This window comes from Pseudomonas machongensis (assembly GCF_034961125.1).
GTDB classification, from domain to species: Bacteria; Pseudomonadota; Gammaproteobacteria; order Pseudomonadales; family Pseudomonadaceae; genus Aquipseudomonas; species Aquipseudomonas machongensis.
Genome location: NZ_JAYFUI010000124.1, coordinates 29804 through 47003, shown reverse-complemented (window position 1 = coordinate 47003; position 17200 = coordinate 29804). Strand labels below are relative to the sequence as shown.

17 protein-coding genes are annotated in these 17200 nt (G+C 64.1%); 5 read left to right on the top strand and 12 right to left on the bottom strand.

Going from position 1 to position 17200, the window contains the following annotated elements; all coding sequences use genetic code 11:
• The 9 genes from VA602_RS13275 to VA602_RS13235 form a co-directional block, all read right to left on the bottom strand.
• The coding region (locus VA602_RS13275; protein ID WP_323453072.1) for a transposase at positions 1-382 on the bottom strand (382 nt) is incomplete at its 3' end.
• Between the two features lie 80 nt (positions 383-462).
• The gene (lnt, locus tag VA602_RS13270; protein ID WP_323453419.1) at positions 463-1980 is read right to left on the bottom strand and encodes an apolipoprotein N-acyltransferase; all 1518 of its coding nucleotides are present in this window, start codon (positions 1978-1980) and stop codon (positions 463-465) included.
• A gap of 8 nt (positions 1981-1988) precedes the next feature.
• Positions 1989-2828, bottom strand: a complete 840-nt coding sequence (locus VA602_RS13265; protein ID WP_054892824.1) for an HlyC/CorC family transporter — start codon at positions 2826-2828, stop codon at positions 1989-1991.
• 29 nt (positions 2829-2857) lie between these two features.
• A complete protein-coding gene (gene ybeY, locus VA602_RS13260; RefSeq protein ID WP_063542617.1) occupies positions 2858-3331 on the bottom strand; it encodes an rRNA maturation RNase YbeY in 474 nt (157 codons plus the stop codon).
• On the bottom strand, positions 3324-4322 hold the full coding sequence (locus VA602_RS13255) for a PhoH family protein (protein ID WP_112897246.1): 999 nt from the start codon (positions 4320-4322) through the stop codon (positions 3324-3326). The genes ybeY and VA602_RS13255 overlap by 8 nt, the downstream gene beginning before the upstream one ends.
• A 131-nt stretch (positions 4323-4453) precedes the next feature.
• Positions 4454-5005: a tetratricopeptide repeat protein gene (locus VA602_RS13250; RefSeq protein WP_054892827.1), complete on the bottom strand. Its 552-nt coding sequence runs from the start codon at positions 5003-5005 to the stop codon at positions 4454-4456.
• A 229-nt stretch (positions 5006-5234) separates the two neighbouring features.
• On the bottom strand, positions 5235-6518 hold the full coding sequence (gene hemL / locus VA602_RS13245; RefSeq protein ID WP_054892828.1) for a glutamate-1-semialdehyde 2,1-aminomutase: 1284 nt from the start codon (positions 6516-6518) through the stop codon (positions 5235-5237).
• A 17-nt stretch (positions 6519-6535) separates the two neighbouring features.
• Positions 6536-7159: a thiamine phosphate synthase gene (gene thiE, locus VA602_RS13240; RefSeq protein ID WP_323453418.1), complete on the bottom strand. Its 624-nt coding sequence runs from the start codon at positions 7157-7159 to the stop codon at positions 6536-6538.
• A gap of 14 nt (positions 7160-7173) precedes the next feature.
• Entirely contained in the window at positions 7174-7971 is a 798-nt protein-coding gene (locus VA602_RS13235) for a hydroxymethylpyrimidine/phosphomethylpyrimidine kinase (protein ID WP_063546626.1), read from the bottom strand.
• Positions 7972-8235: 264 nt separating this feature from the next.
• Here VA602_RS13235 and VA602_RS13230 point away from each other — a divergent pair, with 264 nt between their 5' ends.
• The 4 genes from VA602_RS13230 (at position 8236) to VA602_RS13215 (ending at position 14251) form a co-directional block, all read left to right on the top strand.
• Positions 8236-10224, top strand: a complete 1989-nt coding sequence (locus VA602_RS13230) for a sensor histidine kinase (RefSeq protein ID WP_323453417.1) — start codon at positions 8236-8238, stop codon at positions 10222-10224.
• A 99-nt stretch (positions 10225-10323) separates the two neighbouring features.
• The gene (locus VA602_RS13225) at positions 10324-11967 is read left to right on the top strand and encodes an acyl-CoA dehydrogenase family protein (RefSeq protein ID WP_323453416.1); all 1644 of its coding nucleotides are present in this window, start codon (positions 10324-10326) and stop codon (positions 11965-11967) included.
• A 145-nt stretch (positions 11968-12112) separates the two neighbouring features.
• A complete protein-coding gene (gene amn / locus VA602_RS13220) occupies positions 12113-13615 on the top strand; it encodes an AMP nucleosidase (protein WP_172964794.1) in 1503 nt (500 codons plus the stop codon).
• A 6-nt stretch (positions 13616-13621) separates the two neighbouring features.
• A complete protein-coding gene (locus VA602_RS13215; protein WP_054892833.1) occupies positions 13622-14251 on the top strand; it encodes a pseudouridine synthase in 630 nt (209 codons plus the stop codon).
• A gap of 51 nt (positions 14252-14302) precedes the next feature.
• Here the strand turns inward: VA602_RS13215 and VA602_RS13210 are convergent, their stop codons facing one another.
• Both VA602_RS13210 and VA602_RS13205 read right to left on the bottom strand, forming a co-directional pair.
• Entirely contained in the window at positions 14303-14506 is a 204-nt protein-coding gene (locus VA602_RS13210; protein WP_013974331.1) for a DUF2788 domain-containing protein, read from the bottom strand.
• Positions 14507-14560: 54 nt separating this feature from the next.
• Positions 14561-15037 carry an Lrp/AsnC family transcriptional regulator gene (locus tag VA602_RS13205; protein WP_016712159.1) on the bottom strand — a complete coding sequence of 159 codons (477 nt, stop codon included), beginning with the start codon at positions 15035-15037 and terminating at the stop codon, positions 14561-14563.
• Between the two features lie 405 nt (positions 15038-15442).
• Here VA602_RS13205 and VA602_RS13200 point away from each other — a divergent pair, with 405 nt between their 5' ends.
• Positions 15443-16282: a DUF6515 family protein gene (locus VA602_RS13200; protein ID WP_065861527.1), complete on the top strand. Its 840-nt coding sequence runs from the start codon at positions 15443-15445 to the stop codon at positions 16280-16282.
• Between the two features lie 42 nt (positions 16283-16324).
• On the opposite strand, the gene VA602_RS13195 is transcribed toward VA602_RS13200, so the two are convergent.
• The gene (locus tag VA602_RS13195; RefSeq protein WP_323453415.1) at positions 16325-17194 is read right to left on the bottom strand and encodes a cation diffusion facilitator family transporter; all 870 of its coding nucleotides are present in this window, start codon (positions 17192-17194) and stop codon (positions 16325-16327) included.
• Positions 17195-17200 lie beyond the last annotated feature (6 nt).

Sequence of the window (17200 nt, the reverse complement as noted above, 5' to 3'; positions counted from 1 at the left end):
AGAACTGCACAAAGGCACGGCATGTCGCGACGAACGCAGCTTTGTTGTTCTTGCGGAAGTCGGCGATGGTTTTGAAGTCGGGTTTGAGCCGGTTGATCAGCCACATCACTTCGATGTTGCGCTGGCATTCGGCTTCCAGGCGCCGGGACGAGCGAATGCGCTGGAAATAACCATAAAGGTAGAGCTTTAGCTGATCGGCGGGGTCGTACGCGGGGCGCCCGGTGGCCTTGGGCTGAGTTTTCTCAAAGCCGAGCTGACCCAGATCAAGCTTGGCGACATACAGGTCGATGACCCGTACGAGGTGATCTTCCGGGATCAATTCCTCCAGCGAGACCGGGAACAAGCTGGTCTGGCTGCGGGACTCTCCTTGTATGTAGGCCATAACGAAGAATGCTCCGTATCTTTCGATACGGAGCATTCTCTTAAAGGGCGGGGCAGATTGCTAGGTTTTCACACAGTCTGTTATAGGGCTCTGGCAATCCTGGCTGCCAGCAGCGCCCAGCCCATCAGCAGCACGCAGACGATTGCCAATGGCCACGAGCGCCACTGCAGGTAAGGCGTGAGCTGCTGCATCGGCACCACATCACCATACAGAATCGCCTTCTGGAACTGCGGAATCTGGGTGGTGATCCTGCCGAACGGGTCGATCAGGGCCGTTACACCATTGTTGGTGGCGCGGATCATCCAGCGGCCCGCCTCGAGTGCGCGCATCTGTGCCATCTGCAGGTGCTGTAACGGGCCGATCGAGGTGCCGAACCAGGTGTCGTTGCTGATGGTCAGCAGCAGATCGCTCTGCGCTGCCAGCTCTGCGGCGAATTCCGGGTAGACCACTTCGTAGCAGATGTACGGCGCTATCTGATAGCCCTTGGCCTGCAGCAGAGGCTGGTCTTCCGGCCCGCGGGCGAAGTCGGACATCGGCAGGTTGAAGAACTCGATCAGCCCGCGCAGCACGTCCTGCAGCGGAACGTACTCGCCAAATGGCACCAGCTTCTGCTTGAGGTAGGTGCCGTCGCCTTCGCCGGTCACGGTGATGCCGTTGTAGTAGCGGCGCTGGTGGTGCACCACTTCGCGGATCGGCACCCCGGTGATCAGCGCCGAATGACGGTCAGAGGCGAAGCTGCCCATCATGTCGATGTAGCCCTGGGCCTGGTCCTTGAGCACCGGTACCGCGGTCTCGGGCCAGATCAACAGGTCGACCGGCTTGGAGCTCAGGCTCATGTCGCGGTACAGCGCCAGTTGGGCGTTGACGTGGGCCGGGTCCCATTTCAGATCCTGCTCGACGTTACCCTGCACCGCAGCCACTTTCAGTGGCTCGCCGGCCGGTCGGGTCCAGGCGTGGTCCTTGAGCGCCAGGCCGATGCCCCACGGGGCGACCAGCAGCAGTGCGCCCACGGCGAGGAAGGCCGGGCGTGCCCGCAAACGGTGCAGGTTGCACAGCAGCGCGGCAGACAGTGCCAGGGCGAAGGAAATCAGCCAGACACCCCCCAGTGGCGCAAGCCCCGCCAGCGGACCGTCAAGCTGGCTGTAGCCGGCGTAGAGCCAGGGGAAACCGGTCAGGAACCAGCCGCGGAACGCCTCCTGCAACAGCCACAGGGCGGCGAAGCACAGGGCGTCAGCCAGTGGTGCCTCGTTGCGCCGCAGCCAGCGCGCCCAGAGCCAGGCGGGCAGGGCGAAGAACCAGGCGATGGCGGCGAAGAATGCCAGCAGCAGCAGGGTCGCCAGCAAGGGCGACGCCCCGCCGTAGGTATTGATGCTGACGTAGATCCAGCTGGTGCCAGCGCCATACAGGCCGAACCCATAGCACCAGCCGCGACCCAAAGCCTGGCGCGGGCTGAGCTCGCGCAGTCCGAGGTAGAACAGCATGATCGCCAGCAAGGCGATCGGCCAGATGTCGAAGGGCGCCAGGGCCAGGGAGGTGGAAGCGCCGGCCACCATGGCCAGCAGGTTACCGGGCCAGCCGGGGCGGGTGATCCAGCGCATGTTCGTCCTTAGCGGGTGATCGGGGTCAGGCGCAGCAAGTGTATCCGGCGGCTGTCGGCATTGAGGATGCGGAAGCGATAGGCGCCGATTTCGGTGGTTTCGTTGCGCTTGGGCAGGTGACCAAAGGCGCTCATGACCAGGCCGCCGACAGTGTCGAACTCATCGTCGGAGAACTCGCTGTCGAAGAACTCGTTGAAGTTCTCGATCGGCGTGAGCGCTTTAACCAGGAAGTCGCCACTGGGCAGTGGCTTGATGTAGCTGTCTTCCTCGACGTCGTGCTCGTCCTCGATGTCGCCGACGATCTGCTCCAGCACGTCCTCGATGGTTACCAGGCCCGCGACGCCGCCGTATTCGTCGATGACGATGGCCATGTGATTGTGGTTGGCGCGGAACTCGCGCAGCAGCACGTTCAGGCGCTTGGACTCCGGCACGAAGGTGGCCGGGCGCAGCAGGTCCTTGATGTTGAAGCTGTCGCCGTTCTCCTTGAGGATCAGCGGCAGCAGGTCCTTGGCCAGCAGGATCCCGAGCACATCGTCATGGCTTTCACCAATCACCGGGTAGCGCGAGTGCGCGGCGTCGATCACCGCTGGCAGGAATTCGCGTGGGGACTGGCTGGCCTTGATGCTGATCATCTGCGAGCGCGGGACCATGATGTCGCGTACCTGCAGGTCAGCGACCTGGATGGCACCTTCGACGATGGTCAACGCTTCGCTGTCGAGCAGCTTGTTCTGATGGGCTTCGCGCAGCAGCTCGAGGAGCTCCTGGCGGTTTTTCGGCTCATGGGCAAAAGCCTGGGTCAGTTTACCCAGCCAGGACTTCTGCCCGTTGCTCGATCGATCTTCGCTCATGGCGGTTTACTCGTGTTCCTTTGCAGTGATCAAGGGTTGATTGAATCGGTGTCGTCATCGGCGTACGGGTCAGGATGACCCAGTTCGGCCAGCAATTCGCGTTCCAGGGCTTCCATTTCCTCGGCCTCATCGTCGTCGATGTGGTCGTAGCCGAGTAGGTGCAGGCAGCCGTGAATGACCAGGTGCGCCCAGTGTGCCTCCAGCGCCTTGCCTTGTTCGCTGGCTTCTCGCTCGACCACCGGCACGCAGATGACCAGGTCGCCCAGCAGCGGAATATCCAGCAGTTCGTCGGGCACGTCAGCAGGGAAGGACAATACGTTGGTCGCGTAGTCCTTGTGCCGGTAGGTGTTGTTCAGTTCGCGGCCCTCGGCCTCGTCGACCAGGCGGATGGTCATTTCCGAGTCGGCGCTGCGCTGGCGCAATGCCAGCTCGCACCAGCGGCGGAATGCCGCGTCGTCCGGGGCGGGGGTATCGGTGGCCCGTTGCAGATCGAGTTCAAGCATCTTTGGCGGGCGCCTCGGGCTTGGCCTGACGGGCTTCGAAGCGATCGTAGGCTTCGACGATGCGCTGCACCAGCGGATGGCGTACCACGTCCTTGGGCTGGAAATGGGTGAAACTGATGCCCGGGACGTCCCTGAGCACTTCGATCACGTGGGCCAGCCCCGACTTGGTGCCACGCGGCAGGTCGACCTGAGTGATGTCGCCGGTGATCACAGCAGTCGAGCCGAAGCCGATGCGGGTAAGGAACATCTTCATCTGCTCGAGGGTGGTGTTCTGGCTTTCGTCGAGGATGATGAAACTGTTGTTCAGCGTGCGGCCGCGCATGTAGGCCAGCGGGGCGATCTCGATCACCTGGCGCTCGATCAGCTTGGCCACGTGCTCGAAGCCGAGCATCTCGTAGAGGGCGTCGTACAGCGGGCGCAGGTAAGGGTCGATCTTCTGGGCCAGGTCGCCGGGCAGGAAGCCGAGCTTTTCGCCGGCTTCGACCGCCGGGCGTACCAGCAGGATGCGGCGTACCTGCTCGCGCTCCAGCGCATCGACGGCGCAGGCCACGGCCAGGTATGTCTTGCCGGTGCCGGCCGGGCCGATGCCGAAGTTGATGTCGTTGGCCAGGATTTCCTTGACGTAGCGCTGCTGGTTGACCCCGCGCGGGCGAATGTTGCCCTTGCGCGTGCGCAGCGAGACGCTGACTTCGTTGACGGCGGGGTTGTCGATGTTCTCGACCGCGGACTCCTGGAGATAGAGGTGGACCGTTTCCGGCGACAGGTCGGTGGCCTTGGTCTCGCGATAGAGACGGCGCAGCAGCTGTTCGGCGGCGGAGGTGGTCTTGGGCTCGCCGATCAGTTCGAACTGATTGCCGCGGTTGCGGATCTCGATGGCCAGGCGTTGTTCGATCAGGCGCAGGTGCTCGTCGAACTGGCCACACAAGTTGGCGAAACGGTGGGCCTCGAAGGGCTCGAGGGTGAAGCGATGGGGTTGTATGGGTGCGTTCAAGGTCGGTTCAAGGCGCTCGACGAGGGATATGAACTCAAGAATAACCCTTGAGCGACAGTGGCGAAAGATCTGAAACGATCAAGGGCAAGGCTGACAGTCTGCCAGCACCATTTGACGATTGGATGATCGGATCAGGGCAGCGGCGAGAACGGCGTGCGCCCTTCGGCGCTTTGCAGCTCCAGAAGGTACTTGCGGAAGATCTGCCCGAGCACTTGCGTGGCATGCTCGAGTTCGTCGCGGGGCATCTGCTCGGTGACTTCGTCGGCCATGTCCAGCGCGTCTTCGGCGCCGTTGACCGCAGCGATCTTCAGCAGGATATAGGCCTGGACGTTGTTGGCCTTGACCCCCTCGCCATGGAAGAACATGCCGCCCAGACGATATTGGGCCTGGGCATGACCCTGCAGCGAGGCTTTCTCGAACCAGTTCAGTGCCTTGTTCAGGTCCTTGGGGGCCTGGTTGCCGGTGTAGTAGAACTCGCCCAGTTCATACTGCGCCTGGGCATCGCCGGATTCCGCACTTTGCGCGCAGGCTTTCAGCGCATTCTCCAGGTCTTGCGGCTGGGCATTGAGAGTGCAGCGGCCCGTCGCTGGAATCAGCAACGAGTTACCGCCCTCTGCCAGGGCCAGCAGGGGCTGAAGAAGCAACAGGCAGCCCAGGGTGAGGGCGCGGCCGGTGCGGTTCATGGGGATCGACTTACCTCTGCAAAACTGCGGCCAATGTCTCTGGTGGCACATTATGGGATAAGCAGCGCCAACCTTACAAAGTTTTACTCGAAATTCTGCATCGAGGTGTATTTGTGCGACTTGTGATGGGGCTCACGTTTTGCTCTGAAGCAGCCTCATCGGGGTACAACCCTGCCCCACAGACGATAGCTGTGGGGTGGGCTTCCCCGCGATGAGGCCGTCAGGTGGGTCACTTCAGCTTGGCAAATGCCCGCTCGGCCGCATCCAGGGTGATCTGCAGCTCTTTCTCGCCATGGGCGATGGAGGTGAAGCCCGCCTCGAACGCACTCGGTGCCAGGTACACGCCGCCCTCGAGCATCAGGTGGAAGAAGCGCTTGAAGCGCTCTGCGTCGCTGGCCATCACGTCGTCGAAGGTGACGATATCGTCGGCACCGGTGAAGTACAGGCCGAACATCGCACCTGCCTGGGTGGTGACGAACGGTACGCCTGCAGCATCGGCGCGTTGCTGCAGGCCATCGAGCATGCGGCTGGTGAAGGCGCTCAGCTCGTCGTGGAAGCCCGGGCGGCTGATCAGCTTGAGGGTGGTCAGGCCGGCGGCCATGGCCAGCGGGTTGCCCGACAGGGTGCCTGCCTGGTAGACCGGGCCGAGCGGGGCGATGCAACCCATGATCTCGCGCTTGCCGCCGAAGCAGCCTACCGGCATGCCGCCACCGACGATCTTGCCGAAGGTCGACAGGTCCGGGGTAATGCCGTAGTGGCCCTGGGCGCCACCCAGCGATACGCGGAAACCGGTCATCACTTCATCGAAAATCAGCACCACACCGTGCTTGTCGCACAGCGCGCGCAGGCCTTCGAGGAAGCCTGGCGCCGGCGGTACACAGTTCATGTTGCCGGCTACCGGCTCGACGATGATGCAGGCCACTGTCTGGCCAACGTCGGCGAGGGTCTTCTCGACGGCTGCGATGTCGTTGAACGGCAGGGTCAGTGTGTGCTTGGCGAAGTCGGCCGGCACGCCCGCCGAGCTCGGCACGCCCTGGGTGAGCAGGCCGGAACCGGCTTTGACCAGCAGGCTGTCGGAGTGGCCGTGGTAGCAGCCTTCGAACTTGATGATCGCATCGCGACCGGTGTAGCCACGGGCCAGGCGAATGGCGCTCATGGTGGCTTCGGTGCCTGAGCTGACCATGCGCACCATCTCCATGGACGGCACGATCGAGCAGACCAGGTCGGCCATCTCGGTTTCCATGGCGGTCGGCGCACCGTACGACAGGCCGTGCTCCAGCTGACGGCGTACCGCGTCCAGTACGTCCGGGTGACCGTGGCCGAGGATCATCGGGCCCCAGGAACCGACGTAATCGACGTAGCGCTTGTCGTCTTCATCGACCACATAGGCGCCTTCGGCATGTTTGAAGAACAGCGGGGTGCCGCCGACGCTCTTGAAGGCGCGCACCGGCGAGTTGACGCCGCCGGGAATGTGCTTCTGGGCTTGGGCGAACAGGGTTTCGGAACGGGACATGGGATCTTCTCTCGAAATCAGGAAGCGAACAGGGCGTTGAAGGCGCGGGCGCGGCGGGTGACTTCCTGCGCGCTGTCGGCACCGAACAGGCCGTGGATCACCGCCAGCAGGTCGGCGCCATGGGCGACCAGCGGGGCGGCGTTGTCGAGGGTGATGCCACCGATCACTGCGATCGGCAGCTTGACCTGGGCGCGGGCCTGCTCGATCAGCTCGAGGCTAGCAGCCGGGGCGCCGGGCTTGGTCAGGGAATTGAAGAAGCGGCCGAAGGCCACGTAGCTTGCGCCTTCGCTGGCGGCCTTTGCGGCCAGGTCGAGGCTGGCATGGCAGGTCGAGCCAATGATGGCGTTGCGCCCAAGCAAGGCACGGGCGGGTGTGAGCGGGCCGTCGGTCTGCCCCAGATGCACGCCGACGCCCAGGCGCGCGGCCAGCTCGGCGTCATCGTTGATGATCAGTTGGGTGCCGTAGCGTTCGCAGAGTTGCATCAGCGCTTCGGCCTCGCGCAGGCGTCGCGCCGCATCGTCACCCTTGTCGCGGTACTGCAGCAGGCAGACACCGCCTTCGAGCGCTGCCTCGACATGCGAAAGGAAACGGCCGGCGAGCAGCTGGCTGTCGGTGATCGCGTACAGGCCGCGTAGCTTCATGTGATGGCCTCGTATCAGGAGCAGAAGTCCAGGGGCAGGCGGCGGGGCACGTACTGGCCCTTGCCCAGTTGCTCGGCGTCGCGCAGCGTGCGCCAGGTGTAGTCCAGGGCGCTGCGCACCGCACTTTCGAGCTGCTCGCCCAACGCCAGGCGACCGGCCAGGGCGCTGGCCAGCGTGCAGCCTGAACCATGGTAGCTGCCGGGCAGGCGCTGGCAGGTCCAAGTGTGTTGCTGGCCGCTGCGGCTGTACAGACGGTTGTGAATTTCCACCTCGTCGCCATGGCCGCCGGTAATCAGAAGATGCTCGCAAAACGGCAGAAGTTTCTCTGCGCATTCGTCTGCGCTGCCGTTCGGCAGTTCGGCAAGGATGCGTGCCTCGGGCAGGTTGGGCGTGGCGATGGTGGCCCGCGGCAGCAGACGCTCGCGCAGGGCGTAGCCGACCTCGTCCTTGCCCAGGCGGCCGCCACCACCGGCACGCAGCACCGGATCGCAGACCAGCGGCAGGTGCGGATGCGCGGCGAGGAGCTCGGCGACGGTATCGACCATCTCGGTCGAGCCGAGCATGCCCAGCTTGACCGCTGCCACGCTGGAGTCGGTCAGCACGGCGTTGGCCTGGGCCAGCACCCACTCGCGGTCGAGCACGCGGAAGTCGGAAACGTTGACGGTATCCTGGACGGTCAGTGCGGTCACGGCAGGGGCGGCGTGACAGCCTTGGGCGATCAGGGCTTCGATATCTGCCTGCAGGCCGGCGCCGCCACTGGGGTCGTGGCCGGAGAGACAGAGGACAACGGGGCGGGAGCTGTAGGTATTCATGGTCGGCGAGCTTACCATCAAACCCCTTTGCGCGAATCGGCGAGTGCGGCAATTTAGTTGACCATTTGGTCAACTTGAATCTGTGGTAATGCCTGAAATTACCGTTCTAGAGCGCTTTCTGGCAAATTGACAGTGGCTGCTGGACGGCTCCCAAGGCTATGCTAGAGTGCTCGGATAACTCTATTAACGGCGCTGCCGGGTTTCGTCGTCTCAAAGGGATGGGAGGCAATCACGACGCAACCGCGCAGACCATGCTGGGGCTGTATGCGCTATTTGCTGATTGTGCTCTTGGGCTGCCTGCCCCTGCTCGCCGGAGCGGTCGATTTCGACGATGCTACCCGGCAACTCCCCTTGGGCAAGCTGATGCAGGTCTACGAAGACGTGGATGGCAGCGCCAGCATCGACCAGGTCAGCGCGCCAGCGTTCGCCTCGCGCTTTCGCACGCACACCCAGGACGTACTCAATGCCGGCTACTCGACGTCGGTGTTCTGGCTGAAACTCGACCTGCGTCCTGTCGGTCTGCCAGCAGCCGCGCCCCGCCAATGGTTGCTGGAACTGGCCTACCCTCCGTTGGATCACCTGGAACTCTACCTGCCTGACGGGGAGGGCAAATGGCGCCTGGCGCAACGCACCGGCGATGCCTTGCCCTACGCCAGTCGGCAGATCCGGCAGAACAACTACCTGTTCGAGCTGCCTTTGCCCCGTGAGCAGACCACCACGGTCTACCTGCGCCTGCACAGCCAGGGATCGGTGCAGGCGCCGCTGACCCTCTGGTCGGCCGAGGCCTACATCGAGTCGCAGCCGGGGCGCTTCTACGTACTGGGCATGATCTACGGCGTACTGCTGGTGATGCTGGTCTACAACCTGTTCATCTATCTGAGCGTGCGCGATGTCAGCTATCTCTACTACATCCTTTATATAGGTGCGTTCGGCCTGTATCAGATCTCGGTGAACGGTGCCGGGGTCGCTTACTTCTGGTCTGACAGCCCCTGGTGGACCAACGCCGCCACGCCATTGTTCATCGGTGCGGCCGGTCTGTTCGGCTGCCAGTTCACCCGCCACTTCCTGCAGGTGCGTCGCCTCAGCCCGGGGTTCGACCGTCTGTTGTTGCTGTTGATGGCCTGGGGTGTGCTGGTGATGCTGCTGGCCGTCAGCCTGTCCTATGGCGTGGCGCTGCGCATGGCCACGGCGTTGGCGCTGACCTTCACGGTGAGTGTGTTTGCTGTCGGTGTGATGGCCTGGCGGCGTGGCGTGCGCGTTGCGCGCTGGTTCGTCATCGCCTGGACGGCGTTTCTGCTCGGCGGGCTGGTCAATACGTTGATGGTGCTGGGTTACCTGCCCAACGTGTTCCTGACCATGTACGCCAGCCAGATCGGCGCGGCACTGGAAGTAGCGTTGCTGTCGCTGGCCCTCGCCGATCGCATCAACCGCCTGCGCGAGGAACAGTCGCGGGCGTTGCGTGACAGCGGCCGAAAACTCGAGCAGCTCAATCAGCAACTGGCGCGCAGCAATCGACTCAAGGATGAATTCCTTGCCACCGTCACCCATGAGCTTCGCACACCGATGAACGGCGTGATCGGTTCGCTGGAACTGATGCAGACCCTGCCCATGGGCGCCGAGCAGGCGCAATATCACCGCACGGCCGTGGGTTCGGCACAGGACATGATGGCTATGGTCGACGACATCCTGATCCTCACCGAACTCCAGGCGGGCCGTCTGCGCGCTCACGGCGCACCGTTCAGCCTTCGGCGACTGTTGCAGGAGCTGCGGGCAGGGTATGCCGGGCAGGCCCTGGGCAAGGGGTTGTACCTGAGCCTGGACGTGCCTGCGGACCTGCCCGACAGCCTGGTGTGCGATGCGCAAAAGCTTGCCCGCTGCCTCGCCTGCCTGGTGGACAACGGGTTGAAATTCACCCATCAGGGCGGTGTGATGATCCAGGCCCGCGGTCGCCGGATCGGCCCCGACAGCCTGGCGCTGAGTGTGACGGTCAGCGACAGCGGCATCGGTTTCGACGATCTGGACCAGGCCATCCTGTACCAGCGCTTTTTCCAGGTCGATGGTTCCATGACCCGGCGCTATGGCGGCCTGGGTATCGGCTTGTCTATCTGTCGCCAGTTGGGCGAGCTCATCGGCGCGCGCCTGTCCCATGAGTCGACGCGTGGCCTGGGCAGCCGCTTCGAACTGGCGATGACGGTGGCCGTGGCCCAGGTGCAGTCTCCTGCCGGGCGAATGGCTTCCGGGCCTGGGGCTTAGTAGGTCGGGTCGCCAGAATCGGCGCTTTTGCCACTTTGACTCATGGGGAATGAGTGCTTCACTGGACTTTCCAGGCCAGTTCGGATCCAGGAGCCGCCCATGAACCTGCACCAGTACGCCGAAACCCACGAAGTCACCAACCAGCCGCCGCCGCTCGACGGCGCCAATCTGTACCGCCTCGATGTCCCGTTGCAGGAATGGTCGAGGCGTTTCGGGGCGGGATGGGCCGAGGCGCGGATCGATGCCTATGGTGCCTTGGCGGGCGGGCCGCTGATGGCTGCAGGGTTCCTGGCCAATGCCCACAAACCCGAATTCAGCAGCCACGACCGTTATGGGCACCGCATCGACCTGGTGACCTTCCATCCGGCCTACCACGAGCTGATGCGCACTGCGGTCGAGCATGGCCTGCCCTCGCTGCCGTGGGCCGAGCCGCGTGCTGGCGCCCATGTGGCCCGGGCCTCGATGACCTACCTGCACAGCCAGGCCGAAGCCGGCACCGGCTGCCCCTTGACCATGACCTTTGCCGCCGTGCCGGCGCTGCGCCTGCAGCCGGAGCTGGCCGAATACTGGCTACCCAAGGTACTGGCGCGTGAGTACGATCCGCGCAACATCGGTGACCGGCACAAGGCCGGGGTGACCATCGGCATGGCCATGACCGAGAAGCAGGGCGGCACCGACGTGCGTGCCAACACCACCCGAGCTTATCCGGTCGGCACGCCCGGGCCGGGGCAGGCCTACGAACTGGTGGGGCACAAATGGTTCTGTTCGGCGCCGATGTGCGATGCCTTCCTGACCTTGGCGCAGACCGAAAAAGGCCTGAGTTGCTTCCTGCTGCCGCGCCATCGACCGGACGATCAGCGCAACCAGTTCTACATCCAGCGCTTGAAGAACAAGCTGGGCAACGTCTCGAACGCCTCCAGCGAAGTCGAATTTCGGGGTGCCCTGGCCTGGATGATCGGTGAGGAGGGGCGCGGCGTGCCGACCATCATCGAGATGGTGGCCATGACCCGCTTCGACTGCATGGTCGGCTCCAGTGCCTTGATGCGCCAGGCCCTGACCCAGGCCATCCATCACTGCGCGCACCGCAAGGTTGGCGGCAAGCTGCTCAGCGAGCAGCCCCTGATGCAGAACGTGCTCGCTGATCTGGCGCTGGAAAGCGAAGCAGCGTTGGCCTTGAGCCTGCGCATGGGCCAGGCGCTGGATCAGCTCGACGATCCGCAGCAAGCGCATTTCGCCCGTCTGGTCACGGCGGTGGGCAAGTACTGGATCTGCAAGCGTGCCCCGGCGATGATCAACGAAGCGGCCGAATGCCTGGGCGGCGCCGGTTATGTCGAGGACAGCATCCTGCCACGGCTGTACCGCGAGGCGCCGGTCAACTCCACCTGGGAGGGCTCGGGCAATGTGCAGTGCCTGGATGTGCTGCGTGCGCTGTCCAAGGAGCCGGGCGTGCTCGAGGCCCTGTTCGTCGAGCTGGGGGATGGCCATGGCGATCCGCGGCTGGCTGCGCACATCGGCAACCTCAAGGGGGCCTTCGCCGACACCAGCGACATCCAGTACCGGGCACGCCAGTTGACCGAGGACATCGCCGTGGCGATTCAGGCCAAGCTGCTGCTCGAGGCGGGCAATGCCACGGTGAGCGATGCATTTATCGGCAGTCGGCTGGGCACGGGCGGCCGGGTGTATGGCGCGTTGCCACGTGGCGTCGATGCCCAGGCCCTGATGGAGCGGGCCACTCCGCTTTGATCGCGTTGGCCCCTTCGCGGGCAAGCCCGCTCCCACACGTTCACCGCAGGTTTCAAATACAGCGCAGCACCTGTGGGAGCGGGTGTACCCGCGAAGGGGTCGCCATTTACCAGCGGGGGTGTTTTTAGCGCCGAAGGCAGGCAAGATGGAAACCCTGCATGCACTCCAAGACAGGAAGCCCAGCGTGAGCCAAGCCTTTGTAGTCGTTGATACCCCCGAACAGGCCGTCGATCGTCTGGCGGCCCTGCATGAACAGGCCACCGGGGCCCTCAGCCAGGCCCTCAAGCGTTACCTCAAGGACCGCACCGAGCCGGACGAAGACCAGCGCGCCCAGTTCCGCTATCCGGCCCTGCGCCTCACCTACTACAGCCAGGGCGAAGTTGCCGCCACCACGCGCGCCTATGCCAAGGTGCAGGTCGCCGGGACCTACAGCGTCACCGTCACCCAGCCGGCCGCCTTCCGCGGTTATCTGCTGGAGCAGCTACGCCCGTTGATGAACGACTACACCGTGACGGTGGAAGTGGGTGTCAGCGAGCAGAACATCCCGTATCCCTATGTGGTCGACCAGGGCGACGAACTGGCCGGCAGCGGCATCACCGCCGCGCAGTTGGCGCGGGTGTTCCCCAGCACCGACCTGTCTGCCGCCACCGACAACATCGCCGATGGCCTGTACGACTGGGAAAGCGCCGAGACGCTGCCACTGGCGCTGTTCGACGCCGCCCGTGTGGACTTTTCGCTGCGTCGCCTGGTGCACTACACCGGCAGTGACTGGCGCCACATGCAGCCGTGGATCCTGCTGACCAACTACCACCGTTATGTCGACCAGTTCATCGCCCATGGCCTCGAGCAGTTGCGCCAGGATCCGCGTTTCGTGCGCATGGTGCTGCCGGGCAATGTCGTGATCGAGAAGGGCATGGACAACGGCGAGGCCCAGGCTCTGGTGGCGGGCGTGGTCTGGCATCGCTACCAGATGCCGGCCTACCACCTGATCGCCGCCGACGGTGATGGCATCACCCTGGTCAACATCGGTGTCGGCCCGTCCAACGCCAAGAACATCACCGACCACCTGGCCGTTCTGCGTCCACACTGCTGGCTGATGATCGGCCACTGTGGCGGCCTGCGTCAGTCGCAGACCATCGGCGACTACGTGCTGGCCCACGCCTACATGCGTCGCGACGGCATCCTCGATCGCGTGGTGCCGCCGAACATTCCGATCCCGGCCCTGGCCGAGGTGCAGCTGGCGCTGCAGGAAGCGGCGGCGCAGGTGACCGGGGAGCGCGGCGAGCAACTGAAAAAGCGTCTGCGGACCGGCACCGTGCTTACCTACGATGACCGCAACTGGGAGCTGCGCTGGGCCCAGGAGCGCCCGCTGATCAACCTGTCGCGCGCCGTGGCGGTGGACATGGAGAGCGGCACCATCGCGGCACAGGGTTATCGCCTGCGTGTGCCCTACGGCACCTTGCTGTGCGTTTCCGACAAGCCACTGCACAGCGAGATCAAGCTGCCGGGCTCGGCGAACGCCTTCTACAACCGTGCGGTCAGCCAGCATCTGAAGATCGGCATCGCTGCCCTCGACCTGCTGCGCACCGAGCTCAACTCGCTGCACTCGCGTAAACTGCGCAGCTTCGATGAGCCGCCGTTCCGCTGAGGATCCATGCCCCTGCCACCCCGCTCCAAACCGCGCCGCCCGGCGGCGCGTCCTTCCGGCCCGCGTCGCCCGCCCAAGGCGCCGCCGGCCGAGCCTCGCCTGATCCTGTTCAACAAGCCCTTCGATGTGCTGACCCAGTTCAGCGACGACCAGGGGCGCGCCACGCTCAAGGACTTCATCGATATCCCGGGTATCTACCCCGCGGGGCGTCTGGACCGTGACAGCGAGGGGCTGCTGCTGCTGACCAATGATGGCGGTTTGCAGGCGCGCATTGCCGACCCGAAGCACAAATTGCCCAAGACCTATTGGGTGCAGGTCGAAGGTGAGCCGAGCGAAGAGCAGTTGCAGCGTTTGCGCGATGGAGTCGAACTCAACGACGGCAAGACGCTGCCGGCCGAGGCACGTCTTCTGGAGGAGCCAGCGCTTTGGCCGCGCAACCCGCCGGTACGCTTTCGCAAGAGCATTCCCACCCATTGGCTGGAACTGGTGATCCGCGAAGGGCGCAACCGCCAGGTGCGACGGATGACGGCGGCGGTGGGGCTACCGACCTTGCGTCTGGTGCGGGTCCGGATCGGTGACTGGAGCCTCGATGGGCTGGAGCAGGGCTGCTGGCGCGAGGTGCCGGCACGGCTATAGGGCTGCTCTGGCGCAATCGCGGGCTTGTCCCGCGATTGGGTCTGGCCTGCGCTACACCCCTTCGAGAAACCCCACCACCACGCTCTTGATGATGAAGGCCAGCACCCCCAACCCCAGCACGAAGAATAGGATCAGCGTGCCGAAGCGCCCGGCCTTGGACTTTTTCGCCAGGTCCCAGACGATGAAGCCCATGAACCCGATCAGCACGGTGACCAGGATGATCATCATCCATTCTTCGAAAACGGCGGGATCCATCTTTAAAGCTCCAGGCAGTCTGAAGACCCGATCATACGCCGGGTATCGCAGGTTTTAACGGAGGTGGGTCAATGGCATCTCGGTACTGGCCAGTACCTGGTTGAGCACGAAGCTCGAACGCACGCTGGTGACGCCTTCGATACGGGTCAGGCTGCCGAGCAATAATTTCTGATAGTGGTCCATGTCCGGTACCACCACCTTGAGCTGGTAGTCGGCGTCCATCCCGGTCACCAGGCTGCACTCGAGCACCTGGGGCAGGTTGCGAATGGCGGCTTCGAAGGTTTCGAAACGCTCGGGGGTGTGGCGGTCCATGCCGATCAGCACGTAGGCGGTGAGGCTCAGGCCGAGCTTCTTGCGGTCCAGCAGGGCCACCTGGCGCGAGATATAGCCGTCGTCTTCGAGCTGCTTGACCCGCCGGGAGCAGGGCGAGGGGGACAGGCCGATACGCTCGGCCAGTTCCTGGTTGGAAATGCGTGCATCGCGCTGCAATTCGGCAAGAATGCTCAGGTCGTAGCGGTCGAGCTTGCTCATCAAGAATGCCTTTTCTGTTCAGATTGCGGCGAATTATCAATCCTGAGTGAAAAATTGCGCAAGTGCTATTTATCAGAGCAATCTTCGCAATCCTCTGCCGCACCCATTCCTCTATCTTTATCAACAGAATCACTGCCCGGACTCAAGTCCACGGCGACGCGCCCTAGGCGGGCGGTCGCGGCCAGCCATCCAACCGGATCGCCCTGGCCCCCGGGCTGCACAGCGTCCAGAAGACACTGTGAGGTGAGCCGACGTCACAAGCGTCGAGCACGGACGACAATTCCTGAAGGGAGGCCAATGGCCTCCCTTTTTTATTGCTCGTGTGCCTGGGGGGATTTCATCTGCCTGCCCCTGCCTCAGGTTAGACTGCTGCCATCAAGCGCTGTGGTTATCGAGAGGACGAGCATGAGGTCACGCATCTGGCAGTGGGCGGGTGTTGGTTTGCTGGGCATGGGCATCAGCCTCGGGGCGCTGGCCCAGGGGCCGGGCGACGGGCGTGGCTGGGGTGGCCAGCAGGAGCCCAACGGTCCAGCCCAAGGTAGCTCGCCACTCAACTCCCGTGACGAAGTGCGCCAGACCCAGCCACCGCGCCAGGGCTACTATCAGGATATTCCGCGCCGTAACGGCGATATCCGCCACTGGGAGGCGGGCGGCCCTGGCCAGCGCCCGGGCGGTGATTGGCAGGGCCGACCCGACGGCCATGGCAATGGCTGGGGGCCGGGGCCGCAATACCGCCCTGGCTACACCACGGACCGTTTTCCGGACCGTTACTGGAAAGTGCCTTACCGCGGTCAGGACTACTTCTATTCAGGCGGCTACTGGTATCGCCCGCATAGCGGCGGCTACATCGTGGTGCGCCCGCCTTATGGCGTGCGGGTGAACTACCTGCCTCCCTACGCCCAGGAAGTGTGGTTGAGCGGATTGCTCTACTTCCTGGTAGCCGATACCTACTACCAGTATCAGCCTGACAGCCAGGAGTACGTGGTGGTCAATCCGTCCGCCCCGGCGTATGCACCGCAACCCCAGCCTCAGGCGGACAATGGCTATGACGTCGTCGCCTATCCGGCGAACGGACAGGGCCCGGAGCAGCAGGAGCAGGATCGTTACCAATGCCATCGCTGGGCCGTCAGCCAGTCCGGGTTCGATCCGGCCACGGCCACCTATGCGCCACCGGCGAATGTAGCCAACGGCTATCGCCGCTCGCTGGCAGCGTGCCTGAGCGGTCGGGGGTACAGCGTCAACTGAGGGGCGAGGCTTAGGGGAGGCAGCGCAAATGTGCTCTGGCCGCTAGACAGGGTCGGCGTGCACCATGACATCTGCGCGCGGATAACGCTCGCGGATCGCCTCCGATGCCTTCACGCACAGGGCATGGGCGTCATGCAGCGGCAGTGCGCCGGGCAGTTCCAGGTGCAACTGGACGAACCAATGGCTGCCTGACACCCGGGTACGCAGGTCGTGCACGCCCTTGACGCCGGGAATGGCCAGGGCCAGTTCCTGCATGCGTTCTCCGATGTCGGCGGGGAGCTCCTGGTCCATGAGGATCGAGGTACTCTCGCGGGCAATCTGCAGGGCGCTCCAGAGGATGTACAGCGCGATCCCCAGGCCGAACAGCGCATCCAGTTGTGGCCAGCCAAAGCCGGCCAGCAGCAGGGCGAGCAGGATGCTTCCGTTGAGCAGCAGGTCGGAGCGGTAATGCAGCGAGTCGGCACGTACCGCAGTGGAGCCGGTGATGCGGATGACCTTGCGCTGGAATGCCAGCAGCGCCACGGTCAACGCCAGCGACAGCAGCATCACCGCAATGCCCGCGCCCGTGTCGCCCAGCTGCTGTGGCGTCTGCAGGCGCTCCACCGCCTGGAATCCGATCAATACCGCACTGACCGCAATGAACAATGCCTGGGCCATACCGGCCAGGGCCTCGGCCTTGCCGTGGCCGAAGCGGTGATCGTCGTCGGCCGGGCGCAGGGCGTAATGCACCGCCAGCAGGTTGAGGAAGGAGGCGACGGCATCGAGCGCCGAATCGGTCAGGCCCGCGAGCAGGCTCACCGAGCCGCTCAGCCACCAGGCAATGGCCTTGGCCAGGACGAGAATGCTGGCTACCGTCAGCGAAGCACGGGTGGCCAGGCGCAGCAGGCGTTGATGTTCGGCGGTGGCAGTCATGCGTGG

Bases quoted from the DNA above. Each gene is read 5' to 3' on its own strand.
- lnt (WP_323453419.1), bottom strand. From the start codon at position 1,980: ATGCGCTGGATCACCCGCCCCGGCTGGCCCGGTAACCTGCTGGCCATG.
- VA602_RS13265 (WP_054892824.1), bottom strand. From the start codon at position 2,828: ATGAGCGAAGATCGATCGAGCAACGGGCAGAAGTCCTGGCTGGGTAAA.
- ybeY (WP_063542617.1), bottom strand. From the start codon at position 3,331: ATGCTTGAACTCGATCTGCAACGGGCCACCGATACCCCCGCCCCGGAC.
- VA602_RS13250 (WP_054892827.1), bottom strand. From the start codon at position 5,005: ATGAACCGCACCGGCCGCGCCCTCACCCTGGGCTGCCTGTTGCTTCTT.
- hemL (WP_054892828.1), bottom strand. From the start codon at position 6,518: ATGTCCCGTTCCGAAACCCTGTTCGCCCAAGCCCAGAAGCACATTCCC.
- thiE (WP_323453418.1), bottom strand. From the start codon at position 7,159: ATGAAGCTACGCGGCCTGTACGCGATCACCGACAGCCAGCTGCTCGCC.
- VA602_RS13235 (WP_063546626.1), bottom strand. From the start codon at position 7,971: ATGAATACCTACAGCTCCCGCCCCGTTGTCCTCTGTCTCTCCGGCCAC.
- VA602_RS13230 (WP_323453417.1), top strand. From the start codon at position 8,236: ATGCGCTATTTGCTGATTGTGCTCTTGGGCTGCCTGCCCCTGCTCGCC.
- VA602_RS13225 (WP_323453416.1), top strand. From the start codon at position 10,324: ATGAACCTGCACCAGTACGCCGAAACCCACGAAGTCACCAACCAGCCG.
- amn (WP_172964794.1), top strand. From the start codon at position 12,113: ATGGAAACCCTGCATGCACTCCAAGACAGGAAGCCCAGCGTGAGCCAA.
- VA602_RS13215 (WP_054892833.1), top strand. From the start codon at position 13,622: ATGCCCCTGCCACCCCGCTCCAAACCGCGCCGCCCGGCGGCGCGTCCT.
- VA602_RS13210 (WP_013974331.1), bottom strand. From the start codon at position 14,506: ATGGATCCCGCCGTTTTCGAAGAATGGATGATGATCATCCTGGTCACC.
- VA602_RS13205 (WP_016712159.1), bottom strand. From the start codon at position 15,037: ATGAGCAAGCTCGACCGCTACGACCTGAGCATTCTTGCCGAATTGCAG.
- VA602_RS13200 (WP_065861527.1), top strand. From the start codon at position 15,443: ATGAGGTCACGCATCTGGCAGTGGGCGGGTGTTGGTTTGCTGGGCATG.
- VA602_RS13195 (WP_323453415.1), bottom strand. From the start codon at position 17,194: ATGACTGCCACCGCCGAACATCAACGCCTGCTGCGCCTGGCCACCCGT.